The organism is Mesobacillus maritimus, assembly GCF_023715205.1.
Lineage (GTDB): Bacteria > Bacillota > Bacilli > Bacillales > Cytobacillaceae > Mesobacillus_B > Mesobacillus_B maritimus_C.
The window spans coordinates 43473-66192 of the sequence record NZ_JAMBNR010000019.1; the positions used below are offsets into that span (position 1 = coordinate 43473).

Genomic DNA, 22720 nt, shown 5'->3' on the forward strand with positions numbered 1-22720 from the left:
TATCGATTAAAATGAAATGGATGATTTGTTCATATTAAAGGAGAAGAACGTATGTATGAATTTTTTAGCCAAATCAGCAATTTCTTTTCCCAGCCTTTGATCAATATCGGATTAAGTACGAAAGGGATCCCCATTTTATCGGCTTTTGTCTTAGGAATTGTTGGCGCCGTTGCTCCATGTCAGTTTACAGGCAATCTTGGCGCCATTACGGTTTATGGCAATCAATCGGTACAACAAAAGGTTGCTTGGAAGAACGTACTTTTTTTCACTTTAGGAAAAATCGTTGTCTTTGCTGGGCTAGGCCTGTTCGTTTGGATTGTGGGCAGTGAAATTCGAATCTCTTTAACGACGTATTTTCCATGGGTGAGAAGAATCGTCGGTCCGATGTTTATCATCATTGGGCTGTTTATGTTAGGCGTATTTAAAGTCTATAAAACGATTTCTCTTGGCAACTTCTTGGAGAAATTTCATACAAAAGGCAGTCTAGGGGCATTTTTATTAGGGGTTAGTTTTACCCTTGGATTTTGCCCGACAATGTTTACGTTATTCTTTATAACCCTCATGCCGATGGCTACAGCTGTTAGTTACGGAGCAATTCTCCCTGTGTTTTTCGCAATTGGAACTTCTCTGCCTTTGATTCTAGCCATCTTCTTAATTTGGTACCTCGATTTAGGAGGAGCCATTATTAAAAAGAAAGGAAGGAAACTAGGAAACGTCGTTCAGAAAGCAGCTGGTATGGTAATGCTGATTTTAGGGGTGCTTGATACTATTACATATTGGTGAATGGGACAGAGGGGGCCTCTGTCCCACCAAAAAAAACCAATTTGCCCATTTACATACCTTAGTAGGGTATGGTAACATATAATCAAGATAGGAGGGTAAGCTTATGGAAAACACGGGAAAAGAAGTTGCTTGCCATACGGAGGGTGCGACGTCTTGTCGAAAAAGTCATCATCCGGAGCGGGTGAAAAAGGATTTAACGACTCGTTTAAATCGGATTGAAGGTCAAATTCGCGGCATTAAGGGAATGATTGAGAAAGATGTATACTGTGATGATGTGATCACTCAACTTTCTGCCACACAATCAGCTTTAAATAGTGTAGCCAAAATTCTTTTGGAAGGTCATTTAAAAGGATGTGTCGTCGATCGCCTTTCCGAAGGGGACGATGAAGTTTTAGATGAATTACTGGTCACTATCCAAAAGTTGATGAAGAAATAAATTTTTTTCAGTTTTATATACCCCTGTGTAGTATGAAAACCAATTTTATTCTTAAAGGAGAGATAGATTTATGCAAACTGTAACATTAAACGTTCAAGGAATGTCATGTGGACATTGTGTAAAAGCGGTAGAAGGAAGCGTTGGTCAATTAGCAGGTGTGAACCAAGTAACTGTAAAATTAGATGAGGCTTTGGTTGAAGTAGCTTTTAACGAATCCCAAGTATCCCTTGATACCATTAAAGAAACGATTGAAGAGCAAGGGTATGATGTAGAATAAGAGTGCTAGCATAGCACTCTTTCATTTGCAATAAAATATACCCCTTATAGGTATAATAGAGGTGAGGAATGATGAGTACAGAAGCCGTATCATCAAAAAAAATGAAAGAAGCGAGTATTCAAATTACCGGAATGACCTGTGCCGCCTGTTCAACACGGATTGAAAAAGGGTTAAATAAAATGGAGGGTGTTGAGCAAGCATCCGTCAATTTAGCGCTGGAAAAATCAACGATACAATACGATCCAGCGAAACTGAGTGAAGCCGATTTTGAAAAGAAAATCGAAGCGCTTGGTTATGGAGTTGTGAAACAAAAAGCGGAGTTTGAGATTACGGGAATGACGTGTGCCGCTTGTTCAACGCGCATCGAAAAAGGATTAAATAAGATGGATGGTATTACAACTGCAAACGTCAATTTGGCGCTTGAAAAAGCAACCATTGAGTTTAATCCTTCCGAAGTATCGATTGGCGATATTATTGCGAAAGTAGAAAAGCTAGGTTACGGGGCGCACCAAAAGCAAGATGAACAAGAACAAGTCGATCACCGTGAACAGCATATTAAAGATCAACAACGGAAATTCATTCTTTCAGCGATTTTATCGTTGCCGTTATTATGGACGATGGTTGGTCACTTTTCGTTTACATCGTTTTTATATGTCCCAGACATTTTAATGAATCCGTGGTTCCAAATGATTTTAGCCACACCGGTACAATTTATTATTGGGAAACAGTTTTATGTAGGTGCGTATAAAGCCCTTCGCAATGGGAGTGCCAACATGGATGTCCTTGTTGCGATGGGTACGTCAGCCGCTTATTTTTACAGCGTTTATCAAGCGATTGTTACAGCCGGTACGCACCACGGGCCACATCTCTATTTTGAAACAAGTGCAGTATTGATTACCCTTATTCTTTTAGGGAAATTATTTGAAGCAAGAGCAAAAGGCCGTTCATCTGAAGCGATAAAAAAACTAATGGGCCTTCAAGCGAAAACAGCGATTGTTGTCCGTGATGGAGTCGAAAAAGAAGTTCCGTTAGAGGAAGTCGTGATTGGTGACACGATTTTAGTGAAACCTGGTGAAAAAATTCCTGTTGATGGGGAAGTAATCGAAGGAACAACAGCTGTTGATGAATCGATGTTAACCGGTGAAAGTTTACCAGTCGATAAAAATGCTGGGGACATTCTCTACGGCTCAACGATCAACAAAAATGGTTTTATCAAAATGAAAGCCACAAAAGTTGGCCGTGACACCGCTTTAGCCCAAATTATTAAAGTCGTGGAAGACGCCCAAGGTTCGAAAGCACCGATTCAACGGTTGGCGGATCAAATTTCCGGTATTTTCGTTCCAATCGTCGTGGGCATTGCCGTCCTTACCTTTTTAGTCTGGATCTTGTGGGTTCAACCTGGTGAGGTTACACCAGCACTTGAAGTATTAATTGCGGTCCTTGTGATTGCGTGTCCATGTGCATTAGGACTTGCGACTCCGACCTCGATTATGGCCGGTTCCGGTCGTGCCGCTGAATTTGGGATTTTATTCAAAGGCGGCGAGCATTTAGAACAAACGCAAGGAATTGACACTGTGGTTGTTGATAAAACAGGTACGGTCACACACGGGAAACCTGTGCTAACCGATGTTATAGTTGCAGATGGTCAAGACGAAGCGAAATTTTTATCTTTAATCGGCGCAGCAGAAAAACAATCTGAGCACCCATTGGCACAAGCGATTGTGGAAGGGATTCAAGAGAAAGGCATTGAACTAGCCAATGTTCAATTCTTCGAAAATATTCCAGGGTATGGTGTGCAAGCGACGGTTTCTGGTCAAGGAGTAGTGATTGGCACACGGAAACTGATGCAGCAATACGGAATTGAAATCCAATCCGTTCTCCCAGCTATGGAAGAATTAGAGCGAAACGGGAAAACGGCGATGTTGGCTGGAATTAATGGCCAATATGCAGGGTTAGTTGCCGTCGCTGATACGATTAAAGATACTTCTCGGGAAGCGGTACGCCGTTTACAACAAATGAACATCAAAGTTATCATGATGACAGGTGATAACGAGCGCACTGCTCAAGCGATTGGGAAAGAAGTCGGCGTGGATGATGTGATTGCGGAAGTGCTTCCTGAAGGGAAAGCAGAAGAAGTGAAAAAGCTGCAAAATCAAGGTAAAAAAGTGGCTATGGTCGGAGACGGAATTAATGACGCACCTGCACTAGCTACAGCGGATATTGGAATGGCCATTGGTACCGGGACAGATGTCGCGATGGAAGCAGCAGACATCACGTTGATTCGCGGGGACTTAAACAGTATTGCCGACGCGATTTTGATGAGTCGCAAAACAATGCGGAATATTAAGCAAAACTTATTCTGGGCATTTGCCTATAACACGATTGGCATTCCAATTGCGGCAGTCGGACTGCTTGCACCATGGGTTGCCGGAGCAGCGATGGCGTTTAGTTCGGTATCGGTTGTCTTGAATGCATTGCGGTTACAGAGGGTAAAATTACAAAAATAATATGTTGTTCTCTCTGATGAACCAGGTAGGTTGAGATCGCCTGTCGCTAGATAACAGCGGCAGGTACTTTTTTATTACCTTATATACCCTACTAGAGTATAGTAGAAGAATTAAAATAAAGGGATGGAGTGAACATGGAAAGCGTTGTAAAAAAAGTGAAGATGGCCATAAATGGGGGAATCGGGTTTGGAGCAAAGCTCAATGCAAAGCAACTTATGACCATAGCAAAATATATGGATGATAACGAGGAACTGGAGTTAACCACTTTCCAACAACTGTATATTGAAATCCCCGAAGATCGGAAAGAAGAAATCATTGAAGAGTTCCACCATGTTGGATTGGTTTGTTATCCTGTTGGCAATTTTGTTAAGAGCTTGAGAACCTGCAATTTTTGCAAAGGAGAAGAGGAGGAAGGGATGCCGATCGCAAAAGAGTTGAATCGTCGGATCGCAGGAAAACCTGTCCCTTTTACACTAAAAGTCGCTTATACCGGTTGCCCGGTTGGTTGTGGGGAACCGATGTTGAGCGATATCGGGGTTATGAAAATAAAAGACCAGTACAATCTTTATGTTGGAGGAAAAGCAAAAGGGAAAGACGCCGAGGTAGGTGCTTTGCTGAAGGAGAATCTAACGCCTGAAGAATTGTATGATATTGTTGAAAAAATCATCGCTGTTTATTCACAAATGGGGAAAAAGCGAGAGACGTTTCATAAATTTCTACAGCGAGTTGGCAGAGAGCAGTTCATAAGTTAATTCGTTGGCTTTGTCTGTTAAATCCGCTCACCAAATTGATTTGTCAAAAAAGGTGCTACTTTGGTTAACCAAGTAGCACCTTTTTACTAGGAAATTGGAGGTTTATGTTAAACTAGATTTATAGAGTTTATCCCGCATGAACGGCAGTAAAAAGGACATTTGATGGATAAAGAAAACTCCCATTGAATGAAGTTATCACTTTTTGAGTATATATACTCATACAATTGAGGTAGATATTTGCATTAGTAGATACTCATTTTTCGGAATTTTAAAAAGATAGAAAATCACAATAAAACTAAATAGATTTCTAGAAAGTTATTTTAGATCCTGGAAAGGAGGTAGGTATGTATGGATATTGTCATTTGGATCCTTTTGCTCTTTTTATTGTTTTATGAACCGATATTTGGGTATTTTGATTTTCAAAGATTCAAGCAAAAAGTGAAAACAGATCACAAAGCAAGATTGAACTATTACAACAACACCATAATTGGATTATGGGTACCAACGATAACGATTCTATTATTGACGATTTTCACTGAACTAACATTCGAAGAGATTGGAATTTCAATTCCAAATTTAAACACGGAACCACTTGGGAAAGCGGTAACCTATACGGGACTTGGAATTGGGCTCCTATATTTATTGTTTGTCTTATACTTTATCATTGGGTTCAATTTCAGTGATAAAATTAAAAAAGAGTTAACAAAAAAGAAAAAAGAGGACTGGGAAAAATCTGTTATTGCACCGTTATTACCTGTCACTGAATCCGAGAAAAAAAGATGGAATTATGTTTCTTTAACAGCAGGATTAACGGAAGAAGTGATCTACAGGGGATTTACACTATTTGCTTTAGCTTATTTATTTCCAAACTTATCAATATGGGTTATTATCGTACTTTCTTCCTTCATATTTGGTCTTGCCCATACTTATCAAGGCTTTTTAATGGGCTTTGTTCGAACTTCCGTTTTCGCCATTTTATTTTGTATTCTCTATATCGGATTAGGTTCCATTTTACCTCTCATTCTTCTTCATTTTTTATTAGATTATATTGCTAAATTAGGAGAATAAATTAGGCGTGTATTTTTTCAAAATTACAGGGGAGTTAGTTGGAAAATTAATGATAAAAACGCAGAGGGTGCTAAAAACCTCTGCGTCTTAACGTTCTACTTCACAACAGAACTACCTAGTCTCTTAAACTTTTGAATTTCATTATTTGTTCTGTTGCAGGAAGTCTTCCGTCGAAATAACATTCGCATACATGCCGTTAAGGGCGCTGACAAACGCGTAATGAACCTGTTCAGCTGGGACGGTCTTTTCTTGATAAGATAAGTCTCTTGTTGCACATGCATCTTCAATCAATGTCGTTTCAAAGCCTAAATCCCCTGCAGCCCGAACGGTGGCATCAATGCACATATGCGTCATCATCCCGACAACCACTACCTTTGTAACACCTTTTGCTTTTAATTGGCTTTCCAATTCAGTTTGTAAAAAGCTGTTCGGAAAATGTTTCTTGATCAGGCCTTCGTGTTCGAATGGCAGAACCGCTTCATTGATTTTCACACCCTCCGTGTCTGGAAGGAAGAAGCCTAGGCTTGGATTACTTGCGATATGTTGGATATGGAAAATCTGATCTTTGTGATTCTGTCTAAACCATTCAAGAACTTTCGCAGCATTCGCGGCCGCTTTTTCAGGGTTGGTTAACTCCATTTTTCCATTTGGAAAATAGTCATTTTGAATATCAACTAGAATTAAAGCTGTGCTCATTTGCTTTCACCTCATAAAAATATTTAGTACACTAAAAGCATAATGAATATCTTGTTTTATATCGATACTTTGATGAAACACTTTAAGGTGAAATGATTTCATGGTGAAAGGAATAGATGATGGAACTAGATCGCGTTGATTTTCAGATCCTTCGGTTATTATCCGAAAATTCCCGTATTCAATGGAAAGACTTAGGAAAACAAATACATATGACAGGTCAGGCAGTAGGGAATCGTATTAAAAAACTAGAAGATAGCGGTGTCATTAAAACTTATTCTCTTATCGTAGACGAAATGAAATTAGGATTAACTTTTACAGCGTTTGTTATTATTTATATGAAAACAGCAAACCATGATTCTTTTATCTCTTTTATTCAAGAACGAAGTGAGGTCGTTGAAGCACACCGAGTCTCAGGCGAAGCCTGTTATCATGTAAAAGTAAAGGTAGAATCGCAAGAACAATTGAATCTTTTTCTTGATAACATTTTAGAATATGGTAACTATGCTTTGTATTTATCCATACAAGAGATTAAAAAACGTAACCCGGTTACGACATCAATTCAATAAAATCACTTTCCTAGAAAATAGGTACAAGCCATTCTCAATTACAACTGGATGAATGGTGCTAAATTTTTATTTATGGTTAAAATCAAAGAAGAGCTTATTCAACGATCTGTTCAGCTTAGCTAAGGGCTTAAAATTAGTAAAAACGGAGGCGATCCTTTGCTTGCGTTAAAGGAGTTTGCATCGAGTTTTTTGTTTATAGTGAGTTGGTTTATATTTGCAATAAGTGCCTATCTATTCTATTGGGTCATGATTATGCCTTTACTCGCAATTATTCCTTTTCTTATTTTTTTAGGTTCTGGTTTATTATGTTTCTACTTGTCAAGAAAACTTGACGATAGAAAAAAGAACATGTTCAATAAAAGATTGTTCTAAAAAAGGCTTGGAGTCATTGTGCTCCAAGCCTTTTTCAATCTATTAAGAAGGGAAATAAGGTGGGATAAAAGGAAACATCGAGTTTGCTGAGAAATCTTTTTCCTTTTCTTTATGCACGCTGTTCCACTCCGTTCCTGGGATGAGGTACCTCTATCCCAGCTGCCGGTTTTTTAATCACGATGACAAATAAACTGGCAAAAACGCAGAAGAACCCCGCTAAAACGAACGCCCACGTGTAAGTGTTGAGGAATTTATAGATTAGGCCCCCTCCATAAGCAGCTGTGGCAGCACCCACCTGGTGTGCGGCAAATATCCACCCGTAAATAATGCCACTTTGTTGAATCCCAAAAATTTGTCTTGAGATGTTAATCGTTGGAGGAACAGTGGCAATCCAATCCAAACCGTAAAATACAGTAAAAATCGCGATCAAAGGAAACGAACCTTCAACCAATGCAAAAGGAAGGAATACCAGGGATGCTCCCCTTAAACTGTAGTACCAAAACAATAGCCAGCGATTGTCAAACCGGTCGGATAGCCAACCTGACAACGTTGTTCCAACTAGGTTAAACACGCCCATAAACGAAAGGAGTGAGGCTGCGGTCACCAACGGGATCCCAAAACTGATGCAGTAAGAAATAAAATGTGTCCCGATTAATCCACTCGTAGAAAGACCGCAAATAAAGAAACTCCCTGCTAACAACCAAAATTCCTTCACCTTCACAGCTTGGAATAAACCATTGAAAGCTAACACAATCGGATTGCCTTTCGAACTTTCGATGTTTTCTTGTGTTTCTTCCTCGCGGCCATATGGAAGAAGACCAATTTCTTTTGGTGAGTTTTTCATTAATAAGAAAATGATGATAAGCATAATGGAGCTCAGGGTGACAATAAGTCCAATCGCCGGGCGCCAGGAATAACGTTCGATAATGGAAGCTAAAATCGGAAGGAGAATTAATTGACCTGTGGCCGTACTGGCTGTTAAGATTCCGACCGCAAGTCCTCTTCGTTTCTCAAACCAATGATTCGAAACATATGGACTCACCACGGTTAAAAAAAGACTTGAGCCTAGGCCGATGAGAATGCCCCAAATAATCATCAGATGCCACGGTTCACTCATGATGAACGTCAGGAGGCAGCCAGTTAACAAAGTGGACATCGAAATGAGCATCATTTTTTTGATACCGATAACTTCTAATAATGCTGCCATAAAGGGTCCTGAGATTCCATACAAAAAGAGACTAATTGCAAAAGATAGGGCAATCATAGAGCGATCCCAACCAAATTCGGTTTCGAAGGAGTCAATGAAAACGCCTGATGAAGAGACGGCGATTCCCGCGACAATAATGGAGAAGAAAGTAATGGCAAGAATCATCCAGCTATAGTGAACCTTTTTCATTTTAAAATTTCACCCGCAGTCTTTATTTATTTTAAAAATATTCTGATACTTATTGGCGTTCTTCGAAGTGAAACAAAAAGGCATGTGGTTGCTCATATAAAGAAAGTTCATAAATAGGAGCAGGTCATGAAGAAACATATGTATATACATACATTAATCGTCGCTAAAAAAGACCTTTACTTTCGTAATTTATGTATTTACATGTATAATAGTATTAATAAAAGAATTTTCTGTCAATAATAAAATCAAACTCAACTTCTGTTTAAGATAATGGATTAAAAAGGTTCGAAAGGAGATGATCTTTTATGAATAGCAAACCGAATGAAATGGATGATATTCTTCAATTTTGTGTGTGCGCGAACCTGAGAAAAGTAGCAAGAGTGGTTACTCAACTATATGATAATCAACTGCAGCCTACTGGTTTAAAAGTGACTCAATACTCGATGTTAGCAAACATTGATCGCCATAAAGACATTTCAATCTCACAGTTAGGGGAGATTATGTTGCTGGACCAAACGACGGTTACTCGCAATCTCAATCTATTAAAAAAGAGTGGCTATGTTCGGATCACCAAAAGCAATCACGATTCGAGAGCAAAAAAAATTTCACTAACAGATATAGGTTATGCAAAGTTAGAGGAAGCAAAACCTATTTGGTACCAAATACAAGAAAAAGTGGTCCATGATATCGGAACGGATAAATATAAAGATTTGTTAGAGACACTAAAGAAACTACAGTAGGACCAGGCAAACTGAACGCCGATGGTGTATAACAGCGGAGAGAAGAGCATGGAAACGAATTGAAGAGCAGAAAACGTGCCACATGAAGATTTCATGGTGCATGAAAAATCGAAAAATAGTAGAAAATGTGTTTCATGGTTGTCAAAATTCTTTGTTCTTCACTAATTTTCACTCCGTACTAAAAAGGAGTCTTCTTATTTTACTAATTGAACGGTTGTCAGGGTAAACACAGTATTGAGCATTCTGTGGGAAGAGGTGCCTGTCCCTCTGTCCCGCCGTGGGACGAGGTGCAACTCTGTCCCAAATCTAATAATCGCAGCTCAAAAAATGAGCTGCGATTGTTTAAGTTATTTAGTTTTTTGTTCTAATAGTTTGGCAAGAACGTGCTTTTTGTAACGCTCAATTTTACGTTCTTCGTAGGTGCGTACGCCTGCTTGTTTAAGCTTTTCAACATACCAGCCTTTGCTTCCATAATGCATTGAAAACACCCTTTCTTTGCGTGAAGATTTAGGAATCTAGACTAATTTGTGAAATGGATTCTCTGTACACAAATTTCACAACAGGGCCATTGTAACATCTATAAAACGACTTACGAAAGGGGTAAATTGAAAAAAGTTATATGAATCTAACATTTATGTAACGATCGAAAAAGAAAACCCATTTTCTAACTAAGTTTTTGCTAATAAAAAGAATGTGCCAGTAGGCAAATAGGATAACAATTGAATATTACATAAAAACAAGCAGGACTATCCTTAAAGCAGAGCGAAAAAAGAAGATTGCGATGAAGGATATAAAAAGGACGTAGGGAGAGTTTGCGATGAAAGTGGATCAAAAGAATTTTTGTGTTCGTGGTATACCTTATCTCATCAGGTCTGTAAGAGTGGAGGATGCCAAACAATTGTCGGAAGTAAGGGTACAAATCGATGGGGAAACGGAAAATATGGATCGAGAAAAAGGTGAGAATTACATAGATGAAGCAGGGTTTGTTCAACTTATTCAACATGATACAGAAAGTGAAACCAACTTGTTTTTAGTCGCTGAAAGAAATGAAAGAATTGTAGGATTTTCAAGGTGTGAAGGGAACAACTTAAAAAGAACTGCGCATAAGGTAGAATTCGGAGTCTGTGTTTTACAGGATTATTGGGGATATGGGATCGGACAAAACCTCTTAAAGGAATCAATTCACTGGGCTGACACGAACGGTTTGAAGAAAATAACGTTAAGTGTACTTGAAACGAACGAAAAGGCGATAAAACTGTATAAAAAGTATGGGTTCGAAGTAGAAGGTATTTTAAAAAAGGACAAACGATTGTCTGATGGGAATTACTATAATACCGTCATGATGGGGAGATTTAAACAAGAGTAGAATGTTAGTTTAATTGTTCAAAAAAATCGCTAGGGGATGTCCTAGCGATTTTTCTATCTTAACTATTTTAAGAGTACCTTGAAACGGGGCAGGCCACCTTCCCACTAAGTTATTTTAACAAATCCCTAAGAACGGTATCTCTGTTTTCAACGGCGTAATCATACGCTGTTTTACCTTCTGAATCGGCGAGGGTTTTATCTGCGCCGTTTTCTAGTAAAAGTTCGACCATTTCCACGCTTAATGCATTATAGACGGCATTGATTAGCGGTGTCGAACCCCAGTTGTCTGGTGCATTCACATCGGCCCCGTTCTGAATGAGCCATTCGGTAGCCTCTAGGTCGTCCCACATGATTGCATAATGGAGAGCGGTAAATCCTTCACTATCTTTTTCATCAATATCCGTTCCTTCTGCGACAAGTTGTTGAAGCAACTCCATATCCTCTTCCATGTAGGCTTGGATGACAGGTGGGTAATCGATGAGCTCTTCTTCATACAAAGATTCATCGTCTTCGTATAAATAAGGGTCTTCAAGAAACGTTGTTAAGGACGCTGTTTGAGTGATCAAGAAGACCGCAGCACCTGTAAGGCATGCAGCCAATAGGGTAGAGACAATGGACCCGACGATGATTCCCGTTTTCTTTTCACGAACGAGCGGATATTGATCGGGGCTGAACCAGTTGTTCAAGGAATTGATTCGTTTCGGTAAATGTGGATGACTGGAAAGTTTCTCACTTAGCCAAGCAAAGAAACCTGACTCTTCGGCTATTTGTTGCACATATGCTTCTTTATTCATTTTCGCCGAAAGCTTCTTGCCGATGGCGAGTACTGCTAGAGCTTCTTTGGCAGCTTCGACATTGCCTACATAATACGCCGCATAGCGGTCACATGTGTATTCGCAAGCTCGTAAATATGCTTCTCCTAAAAATGGAACGAACATCGCCGGAAGCAACAGCATGTGTACAAGTACATGCTGGCGTTTCAGATGTGCGAATTCATGTGCTAGCACAAACATCATTTCATCTTCACGATTGTCTTCAACCATATCGAATATTTCAGAGTATAAAACAACCATGTTTTTTCCAAAAAAACGCGTCGCAAAGGCATTTAGAATCCCCATCGATTCGATCACATAAATCGCAGGCATTTTCTCCAGTCCCATGTCTTGAGCAAGATTTACTGCCTTTTGGTAGATGCCCGGAAATTGTTGCTCACTCAAGCGAACGGCATTTCTTCGAATTGAAGCCATGGATAAAGCGTGAAAGAAATAAGATATCAACATAATTCCTAAAATGATCGCAATTCCAACGATTGAGAAGAGCAACGCCAGGTAAATCAAGCAGCTAACCAACACCGTGACCCCAAAATAAATCCTTTCTTTGCGATGAACCAAATTCACTTTCAACCCATTTTCTTCGAGCACTCTTTTTCCCCCTGTTACTTGTATTCTATTTTAGAAATATATAACAATAAGATTATAGTGGAAACTTGAAGGAATAGATATAAAATCTTTACTTTTATTAAAGGTGTGTATTCGGCATTAGAAAAAGGGAAACTAATTGCTATTTTTCTAAGCTTTCGGGGACGTAAAAGAGTATTGAACGTTCCTTATTGAGCAGAAAATTAATGTTTGGTAAGTAAGGATTCTATCGTACCCAATTGTAAGGAATTCGGATAATTCGGTAACGTAAGTGAGTTCTATCGTTCCTAATTGAGAGGAGTTCTAAAGATTTGGTAACGTAAGAGAGTTCTAGCGTCCCTTTGCAAGAAGGTATCGAATCATTCGATAACACAAGAGGTACCTAGCGTCCCTTTATAAGAAGAATTCTTATCATCTTGTTTATGACCTAAGCCAGTTAAACCAAAACTTCTCATAAAAAATAAAAAAATTTCCTGTTTTATGCAACTTTTGGTCTGGTTGATTCGTGGTTAGGGTGAAGGGGGGAAAGTGGTGGATTTGGATGAGGCGTTTGAGGCGTATGTGGATGATTTATACCGATATTTGTTCTCCCTTTCGAAAAATCACCATACGGCGGAGGATTTGGTTCAGGAGACGTTTTATCGGGCGTTTCTTCAACTGTCGGAAGACGACATTCGCCAGATTAAACCTTGGTTGTTTAAAGTGGCTTACCATACGTTCATTGATTTTAACAGAAAACATCAACGGCTAGTCATTACCGATGAAGTTCAACATCGAATAAGTGTGAAAACCCCGGAAATGGATCTTATCGAGAAGGAGGGCTTTACCACACTAATGAACGATTTGCATTCGTTGAAGGAATCTGAAATGCATGCGCTGGTTCTATGTGATTTGCATCAGCTGAGTTTGAAAGAAGCGGCTGAAATTCTTCAACTCAACATAAACACACTAAAGAGTCATTTATCAAGGGGAAGGAAAAAGGTGGTCGAAAGGGTCAAGGAAAGGAGGAGGCAGGATGGATAAAAAGCAAAATCAAAACGATGAGGAACTCTATCATTCTTTCTTAAATGAATCGATGGAAGACTATGAAGAAAGCTACAAAGTAACGGAAAAGAATCAAAAAAAGCTAATCAAAGCGGGTAGAAATGATGCGCTTAAGACAAATATTATGATTAGCCTCGCTATTATTTTGCTCATCGTGCCAGTGCTGACTTTAAGCAGCTTTTTGTATTACGCGTTTGGCGGAAAGGCGAATCATCTTATTGAAATCGCGACAAAAACGATTTACGTAACGGAACCGAACATGAGCTTAGAAGAGATCGAGGTGGAGGAAGATATTGGCTTCTTTACGATGGATCTTACTTTTGATGTGTTTAAGCGGATTGGGCAAGAAGATTATCAAGCGGGCGAGTACTCAGTAGATTTTGCACTGGATCAGCCAAATTATCCGGAGCGGGAAATGAAATTGGAGAAACCACTGCCCATTACGGCAGACATGGAGACGGACCTGCTTTATCACCCAGATGGCCCATATGGTGCAACCGTTTACTCGGACTGGGAGATTCTCGATCATCTACCGGATGGAACCGTAGGAGAGGTTTATCTTTCTCTGAATCAATTAATGAAGCCAGAAGAACTTGAAAAACAGTTAGGGAACAATGTTGAAGTAAGATGGGTCGCTGTTGATACAGGATTCGAAGATAAGCCTTTATCTGAAGTAGATTATTCGGTTGCGCCCATCGGCTATCCACTTCAAGTCGATAGCACCACTTGGTCACCATTTAATGGAAGGGAACAATCCAATGAGGAAGTTTTTCTAGATATATTAAAATTCTTGGCCAAGGATGAAAAAACAGCCGAGAGAGTATCGCGGGCAAGATCATTGGCTTTAGGAGAAAGAATTTCGTACATCGAGAAAAATGGGATCCAAGTCTATGGAGCCGTTGTCACCGGACCAACTCCGGAATTAAGAAAACTGAAGGAGCATGACTTGATTCATATCATGAAGGTGGGGGAAGTGAAGTTATGGAACTGGAAATGAGCAATAAGAACAAAGGAAAACAAAGAAAACTTCCAACTCTTTCGGGATTTTTATCCTTCGTTGTCGCACTTGTCGCACTCGCCGGGGTGAACCTGTCATTATTAATGGATTTCGATGACTTTCCAAAAATGTTTCTGATCGATTTGCCGATTGTTGGTTTTTTCCTTGGGCTGCTTGGCTTGGTTACATCCAAAAGATCGAAGCTATATGCACTTTGGGGAATTGGAATTAGTTTGTTTATACTCGTGTTTACATTTCTAATGATTGGTTTATCTTGGGTTGCAATTAATCCGAAGCCTTGATTTGGTGGTTTGATAATAAAGCTAGGAATTTCGGAAGGTTTTATACTAGAATCATCCAAATTAGAAGATGAGAGATGCTGGGAATCAACGCAGCATTTTTAATGAAAATGAACTGGTCGCTTTTATTTTCTCAATCGTTTATAAAATCGAGTTGTGTTTGGGAAATTAAGGTAGGATAATAGAATGGTTGACTTATTGTTGGAAAATTAGAGACTCTTCTAATGCAATTCCATACATGAAATGATGATAAAGGTTTAGATGAATATATACGCAAGAAATAATACAATCAAAGGTGAGATGATATGAAAACCATTACGACGATAAAGATCCATCCATCAATACGGGAACTTCTCGCGTTTACAACCTCAGGCTTTATGGTTGATGAGGAGTATGAAAAGTATTTGAAGATTACAAATCGAAAATTATACGCGTATGAATCTCAAGGGAAATTTGTTGGATGTATAGGGATTGAAATCGTTGGCTTTAATGAGTGCGTCATAAAACATATCGCTGTATCTCCAGAACAAAGAGGAAAAGGCATCGGTAGCAAAATGATTCAATCCCTTTCAGAACAATACCCATTCATCTCAGCTGAAACCGATATAGAGGCAGTGGATTTTTACCGAAAATATGGTTTCGCAATAACAAGTTTGGGCGAAAAATATCCAGGTGTAGAACGTTTTTTATGTGAATATGAAGGACGCTATCAATGAAGAAAAAGAAGGTTGGAATAGTCATTATTTTACTATGTATGGTGATTCTTCTTGTTGTTAAGATGATAAATGAGGAAAAAGCAAATCCCATACCTGAGCCAGTCGAAGTTAATAAAACAGATATAAACAGCAAACTCCCTTATCCTTTGCAAGTAGAAGAATATGATCAAAAACCAGAAACCATTGCGTACCGTATTTTGTTTGACTTGATGAAAAGTTTAGAGAGCGAAGGAAGTATTGACGGTGCAAACTATACGAGATTTACAAAGTTATCGGGAAATGAAAATTCGTTTACCGTTGCCGTCGTTTTCAATGTGCAGTTACCTGAGGAGACTCCAGAAATTGATTATGGTTGGGGAGAGATGGAGGATCACCGAGCCGTTCCTTCGATTGTTTGGAAATTAACCATCAATAAGGGTGAAAACCGAACGTATACTTTAACTAAAATTGAAAAAACAAATGATACACAAATAGGCTTACCGCCTGTCGAATCGTTGGAAGACTATCAGAAGAACGCTGGAATTGATGCATCATTGGAAATCGTAGATTACGAGATTGATAATCACCAGTTAAAAGTTACTTATGACAATGGGCAAAATTGGGAGAGCGTTCCTGTTGCGGTCGAAGACTTAGTTCTTGATCATGCTCAACAGTTACAACAGGGCACCTTTGTGATCGGACCAGATAGGACTGCATTTGTGCTGAACAAAGGATTGAGCGTTCTGATTAGTACTGATAAAGGGGAGTCTTGGAATGAAGTGTTGGTTTCAAATCAACTCCCTGCTATACGGTTGCAAATACTTGGATTCACGTCTGAACAAGATGGGTATCTCATCGTTACCGGTGATAAAACAATGAGCAGTGAGGCGAATTTTATTTTTAAAACCAATGACGGTGGTCAGTCATGGTACAACGCCGGATCGGTTAATAACTATGATTTAGTCACAGATGGAGGATTCATCGACGATCAATTAGGGTTTGTCTCCTATGGTGAATATCGCTATGAATCAGAGCTTCCTGTTCCGAATTTATACCGTACGGCCGACGGTGGAGGAAACTGGGAACGCATAGAGGTACCGATTCCTGAAGAGTATTTAGGCTATTTTACCACCGCGGAAATTCCCACCTTCCAAGGAACGGGTGGAACTTTGTTAATCAATCAAGGTCCACAGGGAGATTATTTTGGCGGAAACGTACTGGCAAAGTTTCACTCACAAGATCAAGGCAAAACATGGTCTTTTGCAGGGTTAGTTGATCCAGATGGGGTTCTGCTTCCGAAGTAAGTAAAATCTGTTCTTCAATGAACAATGCAGATTTTTCCATCCACAAATCCTAAATTATGGTAAAATAAACCTGAAGCATCTGTAAAAGTGAGCTTTTAAGCGGGATTTTAAAGTGGCAGCGATGCTTGCCTTCATTGGCAATATTTTTGCCGCCATTGCTGGAGCTTTAGCAATCAAAAAGAAAGATAATGACGACAAGTAAGGTGCGTTGACCATAGAGGTTTTCGCACCTCTTTTTATTCTTGAAGAATAGGTATGCGGAATTCTGCTGATTTACCATAAGGCAAGGCGACACAGCATAATCCAAAGCAATTTGACAATAAATTTTTTATCATCTTGAACACTTCCCCAAATAAACGGATTACTGGTTACATTTGCAATCTAGCTACACCACTCGACTAATTTTTTACCAAATACTTAGATCTAAGAGACGCTGATTTAAGTGGAGCAAATTTATCAGAGGCACTTTTTCTAACACAATCCCAAATTAGTTCAGCAATAGGAGATGATCATACAAAAATTCCTCCTTATTTAGAAAAGCCCAGCCACTGGATGAACAAAAACATCTCTTAATTTCCATTTCAAAAGGAGCTTGTCGACCATGCTTCTTTTTATAATGGGAAAAATAATTCACATTCGGTGGATATTGAGATTTCTGTTCAGCATTTCATGTTCTCTTACGGCCACTTAAAACCTAATAAAAGATACATGACTATTTCAGTTTACACCTCTGTCTCACGTATTATGTAGGACAAAATTGAGTTGAGACGTTGTTTTTTTCCATTAACTCGCAGTTCAATAAATGAAAATAAATTGATTCTTCTTAGGGAAACCTCTGACTAGGACTTAAAATGGATAAAGAGGTTTGTCATGAGAAAAAACCGAAAAATGCGTAATCGGCATATTATGTTAATCCTAAGCGTGATTTTCTTAGCCATCTTCAATCAATCCTGGCGTGAGATCCCTAAATATTATAAAAACATGGCTTTTGTTAGTTCATTTAATATCATTTATTATTTTCTGTGTAAACGGCATTTGGTTTGGGAGTTCATTCCTGCGGGTATAAACTGGATGCTTATTCGAGTACTTCATACACTATTCGTGTCGCCCTTATTGGTGCTCGTCTTTTTAAGCAAAATGCCAACTACACTGTCTAAACAGTTAGTTCACTTTATTAAATGGATCCTAATCTGCACGGGTTTTGAATATTTGATTCACAAGAAACGCTTAATTCTTTACGCACATGGTTGGAATATTTTATGGTCAGGGATCTTATTCGGAAAGATGTTTTTGTACAGTCATTTATTTACGAACCGCCCTCTTTTGACGTTATGCTTATCGATGTGTTCAACCCTATTTTTTGTTTTAAAATTTCATGCGCCATTAAAAAGAAAGCACGTTTCGAGGTTCTTTTCACCTATCGTTGATTTGTACTACCATACCTTTTTGGAAGATTTATTTACAAGGAGAAAAACGTTATAACTCCGGCTTCAGAGAGAATATGAGAATAATGGCGTTAGTAACTGCCTTGCCCACAAAAAAAATAGACTTCTCGCACGAACGAGAAGTCTATTTTTCATTGAATAATTGTTCGACAGCAGGGAGATCGGCTGGTGCCCATTGTAATGACTTTAAGTTTTCACGCTTAAGCCAGATAAGCTTTGAATGTTCAGTTGCTTTAGGATTCCCCTCAACGATTTTACATTTAATCGATAGCAGCTGAATGATGAAGCTCTCGTACTCATGCGTGTGGTCGTTAAAAACTTCTGTGGCCGTGTTGATTGTACAGCCTAATTCCTCATAGATTTCACGCTTCAATGCGGAATAGATGTCTTCCTCTTTTTCTACCTTTCCACCTGGGAATTCCCACTTATTCGGCAGGGACATCTGGGGGGATCTTAGAGCACACAGAATTTCATGTTGATCATTCTCAATAATGGCTGCGACTACTTTCAATTGTTTTTTCATACTAGCCTCCATGGGACAGGGGGACACTCTCCTAATGTCTGCCCCTACATATACATACGCTTATTTTTATTCATAAATAGTAAAACTTGCGTAATCATCGCCAGAATTGGCAATTCCAATAATGGCCCGATGACCAAGGCCAAAGCAATCAAAGGTTGATCAGGAAAGGCGGTCATCGCAATGGCTAACGCAATTGGCGAATTTCTCGCTAGCGTTGTTAAGCTTAAGCTGGTTGTGTCGGCGGTCGGGAACTTCATCCATTGTCCAACTTTCTGACTCACAATGAAATTGATGATAAAAAATAACAAAATCGGAATCGTCATTTGCCACATGATTTCGAGGTTTTCAAGCAATAATTGCCCTTGTGAAGCAAACATTGCAACGATGGCAAAGCTTAGAAACAGAATCGGGAATATGCTGAGTTTTTCTAATAAATTTTCTCTAAGCTGCTCCTTGTTTCTTAACACCATTTTTGTTAAGAAAGCGAGAACAAACGGGATGAATAAAACAACGAAAATGCTTTCGACTAGAAACGAAAGTTCGATGATCCCCGTGGTTCCGCCAAAGATAAGCAGAAAAATAGGGAGCAAAATGACTTGTAAAATTAAATTCAGCGGCAAGATAGCCGTCGATAACGCCACATTGCCTTTTGCAATTCCGGTAAAAATTAAGTACCAGTCCGTACATGGTGTCACCATAAGCATAATAAATCCAATCGATAAGGCTGCATTGTCTCCTAAGAATAGGAGGGATAATAGCCAAGCGAAAAGCGGTGTCCAGACAAAATTGATTAAGCCGGATGTGTAGGTAAACTTGATGTTTTTAAAAGCTTTCTTTATTTCTTCAAAAGGGATTTGTAAAAAAGTTATGTACAACATCCCAATTAATAAAGGAACAATGAAGCTTTCCGCGTTTATTCTTATCATTTCCGCTTGTCCTAAACCGATGCCAATGATGACCGCTAAAAAGATAATCAGCGTATATAGTTTTTCAAGTAAGTTCATTGTTTTTCATAACCTACCAAATAGTTTTTATTTCTAGGCCTTAGTTTATCATAGTTTGATTGAAAGGGGTGATGGTAACAGGAACCGAGTTTATTTACTGCCCATAGGAGGGAATCAGAAAGGGTTGATAAATAAGCGGAGAAATTTCTCTTAATTAGAAAGTGGCACGGAATATTGCTTAAATAGACGGACAAATTCCGGTATTGATTCAAAAATACTTGAAAATGGGTCATTTTTCTTTGCTTACTCGGAAAATATCCGCTTATAACCCAAGAACCGGGCTCTATTCTGGAGGTTAACCGGAAATCCTCCGCTTATATTTCTGTATCTATCAAATTGAGGGGGAATGGTGGGGGACAATAGTTAATGCATCCTTACAGTAGGGATGCATTACACCAATAAACATGGAGTGTAGTTCACTCATTTTGTTGAGGTTTGTGATAGGGAACGGAACTTGTTTTCTCTTTACATTCTTTATCCAGATATACAAAACAACCTCCCACATCATGGTGAGAGGTTGTCGTTTAAAATTCAATTTTGATTTTCTGGGCATCAGCGATTTTCTTCTGATTTTCATCAAATACATCGCTGGTTGTGATTTCGATCCATTCGAGTGATTTTTCTTGGTGATCTTGTTCATGTTCTTCTTCTTCGCCATGACCGTGATCGCGTTCGGATGCATTTATGATAAAGCCTAGATTCCCAAACTTTGTGCTGTTTCCTTCTAGTTCACCGTTTAACTCTTCAAGGTAAATGTCTTTTTCCCAATCCATTGTTTCGCCTGTACTTGTTTTCAGTAAGGCAATTGGCGCAAAATTCACAGTCTCAGAGGAGGTATTTTTGATTTCAACGAACACTTTGGCAAAATCAAATTCCTCGTCATGGGTTAAGACATGAAAATAGTCAATCATACTATAATCAGGGCGCAAGTGAATCCATTTCATCTCTTTAACGGTCAATTCAATTGGTCCCACTTTATAGGTTTGGTTCACATCTTTATAGCCCTTTAATGTAGCTTCTCCTTTTTCATCTTCATAACTTTGACCGACTTTTTTCAAGGTACGGTCGTCTGTTACTTGAGGGTTAGGCTGGTACTGATCGAACAGGTCTTGAGTTTCTTCCTGATTGGATTCATTTTCATTTTCTTTCGATGCGTTTTCTGATTCTGTTTGATCGCCAATACTTGCGTTATCTTCAGGGGTTCCGGGTGTGGCATTTGCGGAACAGCCTACCAGCAACATCAGAACCATAATAAATAGAAACTGCTTCATGGTGAAACCTCCCATAGAAGTTCGTTTTAAAGGATCTTTTGGTTTAATAATAATCTCTACGAAAACTGCTTTTTTAAAAAAGTACCCGTTCCTTTTATGGAAAGAAACGGGTCATCTAATCTGTTCGTGTTATTTTTTACTTATCTTCAATTTTAATGTCATACTTTAAAGCATCGAATACATTTTTGGCAATTTGAGTGTTGTCAATTTGGCCAGCAAATTTTTCACTTTGCGGTCCATAAGCGTAAACCGGAACATCTTCACCAGTATGTCCACCTGTTGTCCAGCCTGTGTGTGAACGCTTATTGAAAATCTCTTCGATGGCATTGTCAATGTCAACTGTTTTCTTCGTTCCAGCGGCTTCTTTAACGGATTGAATTTCTTCATTTGTCAACGGTAGGATTTTTTGGTCAATATATTTCTTCAATGTTTCTTCAACATCCGCACCGTTTGCAATTTTTTCTGCCATAAAGTCAGGAGTTCGTTTTGCGGCTTGAATTGGTTCACTGAACCAATTATAAATGCCGTCTGCACCGATTGAGTAACCACCAGTCGAGTGGTCGGCAGTTGCGACAACGAGTGTATGCTTGTCCTTTTTAGCAAACTCGATCGCTGCTTGGAAGGCTTTTTCAAAATCTTTCATTTCGCTCATGGCACCAACGATGTCGTTGTCATGGCCTGCCCAGTCAACTTGGCTTCCTTCGACCATTAGGAAAAATCCATCTTTATCTTGACTTAAACGAGAAAGGGCCGCATCTGTCATTACTGCAAGGGAAGGAGTTTCTTCCGGTCTGTCGATCATTTTTGGAAGTCCGCCCGGTGCGAATAAACCAAGGATTTGCTCGTTTTTATCTTTCAATAAATCTTCTTTATTGGTTACATAACTATATCCGTCTGTTTGAAACTCATCTGTTAGATCTCGGTCTTTGCGATCAAAGTTGCTCAAACCTCCACCTAGCAGAACGTCCACCTTATGTTCGCCATTAACCAATTCATCATAATAGTCATCAGCAATTGAGTTCATGTTTTTACGGCTAGGATCATGTGCTCCAAAAGAGGCAGGAGTTGCGTGCGTCACTTCGGATGTGGCAACGAGTCCTGTTGCTTTTCCTTTTTCTTTGGCCGCCTCAAGAACCGTTTTTACTTCAGAGCCATCATTGTCAACTGAAATCGCGTTGTTATAGGTTTTTATTCCGGCAGCCATCGCGGTTGCAGCAGAAGCAGAGTCTGTTACGTTTTCTTCAGGGTCTTCCGGATATGTCATTTGCTGACCGACAAGGTACGGGTCAAAAGCGGTTGGTTCTGCAATTTTGGTTTCAGGATCGTTTGCTAAATAACGATAAGCAGAAGTATACGAAACGCCCATGCCATCACCAATTAACACAATCACATTTTTGATTTTTCCGTTGTTTTGCTGCTCTTTGTTTTTACTCGCTTCAGCATCTGTCAATCCACCAAATAAACTACCAAAGGCAACTGTAGAAAGGACAGCAACCGGTACTAATTTTTTCGTCCACTTTTTGTTTTTAAACATTGTGTTTCCCCCAATTCCTGAGTTTGAAATGTTATTTCACAAAACCAATGATAATAGCAAAATATTAATCTAGTGTTAATCCAACGTAAACATTCCATTAATTTGGTATTTTTTGGGTTTTTATTACCAGTATAAAAAAGGCTGATAATTGAAGGGATTGGGTACGAAGCAACATCAAAAGGTTTCCTCTTAACATATAAAATTGAAAAAAATAAATGCCTATGTAAA

At 39.1% G+C, this 22720-nt stretch carries 22 protein-coding genes and 1 pseudogene; 15 read left to right on the top strand and 8 right to left on the bottom strand.

What is annotated here, in order from left to right:
* Window positions 1–51 precede the first annotated feature (51 nt).
* The 6 genes from M3182_RS21970 to M3182_RS21995 all read left to right on the top strand — a co-directional run bounded on the left by M3182_RS21970 (window position 52) and on the right by M3182_RS21995 (window position 5823).
* Window positions 52–783, top strand: a complete 732-nt coding sequence (locus tag M3182_RS21970) for an urease accessory protein UreH domain-containing protein (protein WP_251560118.1) — start codon at window positions 52–54, stop codon at window positions 781–783.
* A 103-nt stretch (window positions 784–886) separates the two neighbouring features.
* Window positions 887–1219, top strand: coding sequence for a metal-sensitive transcriptional regulator (locus tag M3182_RS21975; RefSeq protein WP_251560119.1), 333 nt, complete (start codon window positions 887–889; stop codon window positions 1217–1219).
* Between the two features lie 70 nt (window positions 1220–1289).
* Window positions 1290–1496, top strand: coding sequence for a copper chaperone CopZ (gene copZ / locus M3182_RS21980; protein WP_251560122.1), 207 nt, complete (start codon window positions 1290–1292; stop codon window positions 1494–1496).
* Between the two features lie 71 nt (window positions 1497–1567).
* A complete protein-coding gene (locus tag M3182_RS21985) occupies window positions 1568–4003 on the top strand; it encodes a heavy metal translocating P-type ATPase (protein WP_251560191.1) in 2436 nt (811 codons plus the stop codon).
* A 134-nt stretch (window positions 4004–4137) separates the two neighbouring features.
* A complete protein-coding gene (locus M3182_RS21990) occupies window positions 4138–4755 on the top strand; it encodes a nitrite reductase (RefSeq protein ID WP_251560123.1) in 618 nt (205 codons plus the stop codon).
* A gap of 348 nt (window positions 4756–5103) precedes the next feature.
* Window positions 5104–5823, top strand: a complete 720-nt coding sequence (locus tag M3182_RS21995; protein ID WP_251560125.1) for a CPBP family intramembrane glutamic endopeptidase — start codon at window positions 5104–5106, stop codon at window positions 5821–5823.
* A gap of 141 nt (window positions 5824–5964) precedes the next feature.
* On the opposite strand, the gene M3182_RS22000 is transcribed toward M3182_RS21995, so the two are convergent.
* Window positions 5965–6519: a cysteine hydrolase family protein gene (locus M3182_RS22000; RefSeq protein ID WP_251560127.1), complete on the bottom strand. Its 555-nt coding sequence runs from the start codon at window positions 6517–6519 to the stop codon at window positions 5965–5967.
* A 119-nt stretch (window positions 6520–6638) separates the two neighbouring features.
* Here M3182_RS22000 and M3182_RS22005 point away from each other — a divergent pair, with 119 nt between their 5' ends.
* Window positions 6639–7085, top strand: coding sequence for an Lrp/AsnC family transcriptional regulator (locus tag M3182_RS22005; RefSeq protein ID WP_251560193.1), 447 nt, complete (start codon window positions 6639–6641; stop codon window positions 7083–7085).
* A gap of 481 nt (window positions 7086–7566) precedes the next feature.
* On the opposite strand, the gene M3182_RS22010 is transcribed toward M3182_RS22005, so the two are convergent.
* Window positions 7567–8853, bottom strand: a complete 1287-nt coding sequence (locus tag M3182_RS22010) for an MFS transporter (protein WP_251435979.1) — start codon at window positions 8851–8853, stop codon at window positions 7567–7569.
* A 305-nt stretch (window positions 8854–9158) separates the two neighbouring features.
* Between M3182_RS22010 and M3182_RS22015 the strand changes: the two genes are divergently transcribed.
* Window positions 9159–9593, top strand: a complete 435-nt coding sequence (locus M3182_RS22015) for a MarR family winged helix-turn-helix transcriptional regulator (protein WP_251435981.1) — start codon at window positions 9159–9161, stop codon at window positions 9591–9593.
* Between the two features lie 347 nt (window positions 9594–9940).
* Here M3182_RS22015 and M3182_RS22020 read toward each other — a convergent pair whose 3' ends face one another.
* Window positions 9941–10072, bottom strand: a complete 132-nt coding sequence (locus tag M3182_RS22020; protein WP_251560129.1) for a DUF2639 domain-containing protein — start codon at window positions 10070–10072, stop codon at window positions 9941–9943.
* Window positions 10073–10410: 338 nt separating this feature from the next.
* Between M3182_RS22020 and M3182_RS22025 the strand changes: the two genes are divergently transcribed.
* The gene (locus tag M3182_RS22025) at window positions 10411–10959 is read left to right on the top strand and encodes a GNAT family N-acetyltransferase (RefSeq protein WP_251560131.1); all 549 of its coding nucleotides are present in this window, start codon (window positions 10411–10413) and stop codon (window positions 10957–10959) included.
* 109 nt (window positions 10960–11068) lie between these two features.
* On the opposite strand, the gene M3182_RS22030 is transcribed toward M3182_RS22025, so the two are convergent.
* Window positions 11069–12379: a M48 family metallopeptidase gene (locus M3182_RS22030; protein WP_251560133.1), complete on the bottom strand. Its 1311-nt coding sequence runs from the start codon at window positions 12377–12379 to the stop codon at window positions 11069–11071.
* A gap of 528 nt (window positions 12380–12907) precedes the next feature.
* Between M3182_RS22030 and M3182_RS22035 the strand changes: the two genes are divergently transcribed.
* The 6 genes and pseudogenes from M3182_RS22035 to M3182_RS22060 all read left to right on the top strand — a co-directional run.
* Window positions 12908–13399, top strand: coding sequence for a sigma-70 family RNA polymerase sigma factor (locus tag M3182_RS22035; RefSeq protein WP_251435998.1), 492 nt, complete (start codon window positions 12908–12910; stop codon window positions 13397–13399).
* Window positions 13392–14417: an anti-sigma factor gene (locus tag M3182_RS22040; protein WP_251560134.1), complete on the top strand. Its 1026-nt coding sequence runs from the start codon at window positions 13392–13394 to the stop codon at window positions 14415–14417. The genes M3182_RS22035 and M3182_RS22040 overlap by 8 nt, the downstream gene beginning before the upstream one ends.
* Entirely contained in the window at window positions 14402–14719 is a 318-nt protein-coding gene (locus M3182_RS22045) for a hypothetical protein (RefSeq protein ID WP_251436004.1), read from the top strand. Before M3182_RS22040 ends, M3182_RS22045 begins: the two co-directional genes overlap by 16 nt.
* 302 nt (window positions 14720–15021) lie before the next feature.
* Window positions 15022–15432, top strand: a complete 411-nt coding sequence (locus M3182_RS22050; RefSeq protein ID WP_251437194.1) for a GNAT family N-acetyltransferase — start codon at window positions 15022–15024, stop codon at window positions 15430–15432.
* A complete protein-coding gene (locus tag M3182_RS22055) occupies window positions 15429–16715 on the top strand; it encodes a WD40/YVTN/BNR-like repeat-containing protein (protein WP_251560136.1) in 1287 nt (428 codons plus the stop codon). The genes M3182_RS22050 and M3182_RS22055 overlap by 4 nt, the downstream gene beginning before the upstream one ends.
* Window positions 16716–17135: 420 nt before the next feature.
* A pseudogene (locus tag M3182_RS22060) lies at window positions 17136–17288 on the top strand (pentapeptide repeat-containing protein); the annotation flags it as partial.
* Window positions 17289–18284: 996 nt separating this feature from the next.
* On the opposite strand, the gene M3182_RS22065 reads toward M3182_RS22060, so the two are convergent.
* The 4 genes from M3182_RS22065 to M3182_RS22080 all read right to left on the bottom strand — a co-directional run bounded on the left by M3182_RS22065 (window position 18285) and on the right by M3182_RS22080 (window position 22492).
* Window positions 18285–18683: a (deoxy)nucleoside triphosphate pyrophosphohydrolase gene (locus tag M3182_RS22065; RefSeq protein ID WP_251560138.1), complete on the bottom strand. Its 399-nt coding sequence runs from the start codon at window positions 18681–18683 to the stop codon at window positions 18285–18287.
* Between the two features lie 44 nt (window positions 18684–18727).
* Window positions 18728–19687 carry an arsenic resistance protein gene (locus tag M3182_RS22070; RefSeq protein WP_251560140.1) on the bottom strand — a complete coding sequence of 320 codons (960 nt, stop codon included), beginning with the start codon at window positions 19685–19687 and terminating at the stop codon, window positions 18728–18730.
* A gap of 524 nt (window positions 19688–20211) precedes the next feature.
* Window positions 20212–20958, bottom strand: a complete 747-nt coding sequence (locus M3182_RS22075) for a hypothetical protein (protein WP_251560142.1) — start codon at window positions 20956–20958, stop codon at window positions 20212–20214.
* Between the two features lie 136 nt (window positions 20959–21094).
* A complete protein-coding gene (locus M3182_RS22080; protein ID WP_251560144.1) occupies window positions 21095–22492 on the bottom strand; it encodes an alkaline phosphatase family protein in 1398 nt (465 codons plus the stop codon).
* Between the last annotated feature and the right edge of the window lie 228 nt (window positions 22493–22720).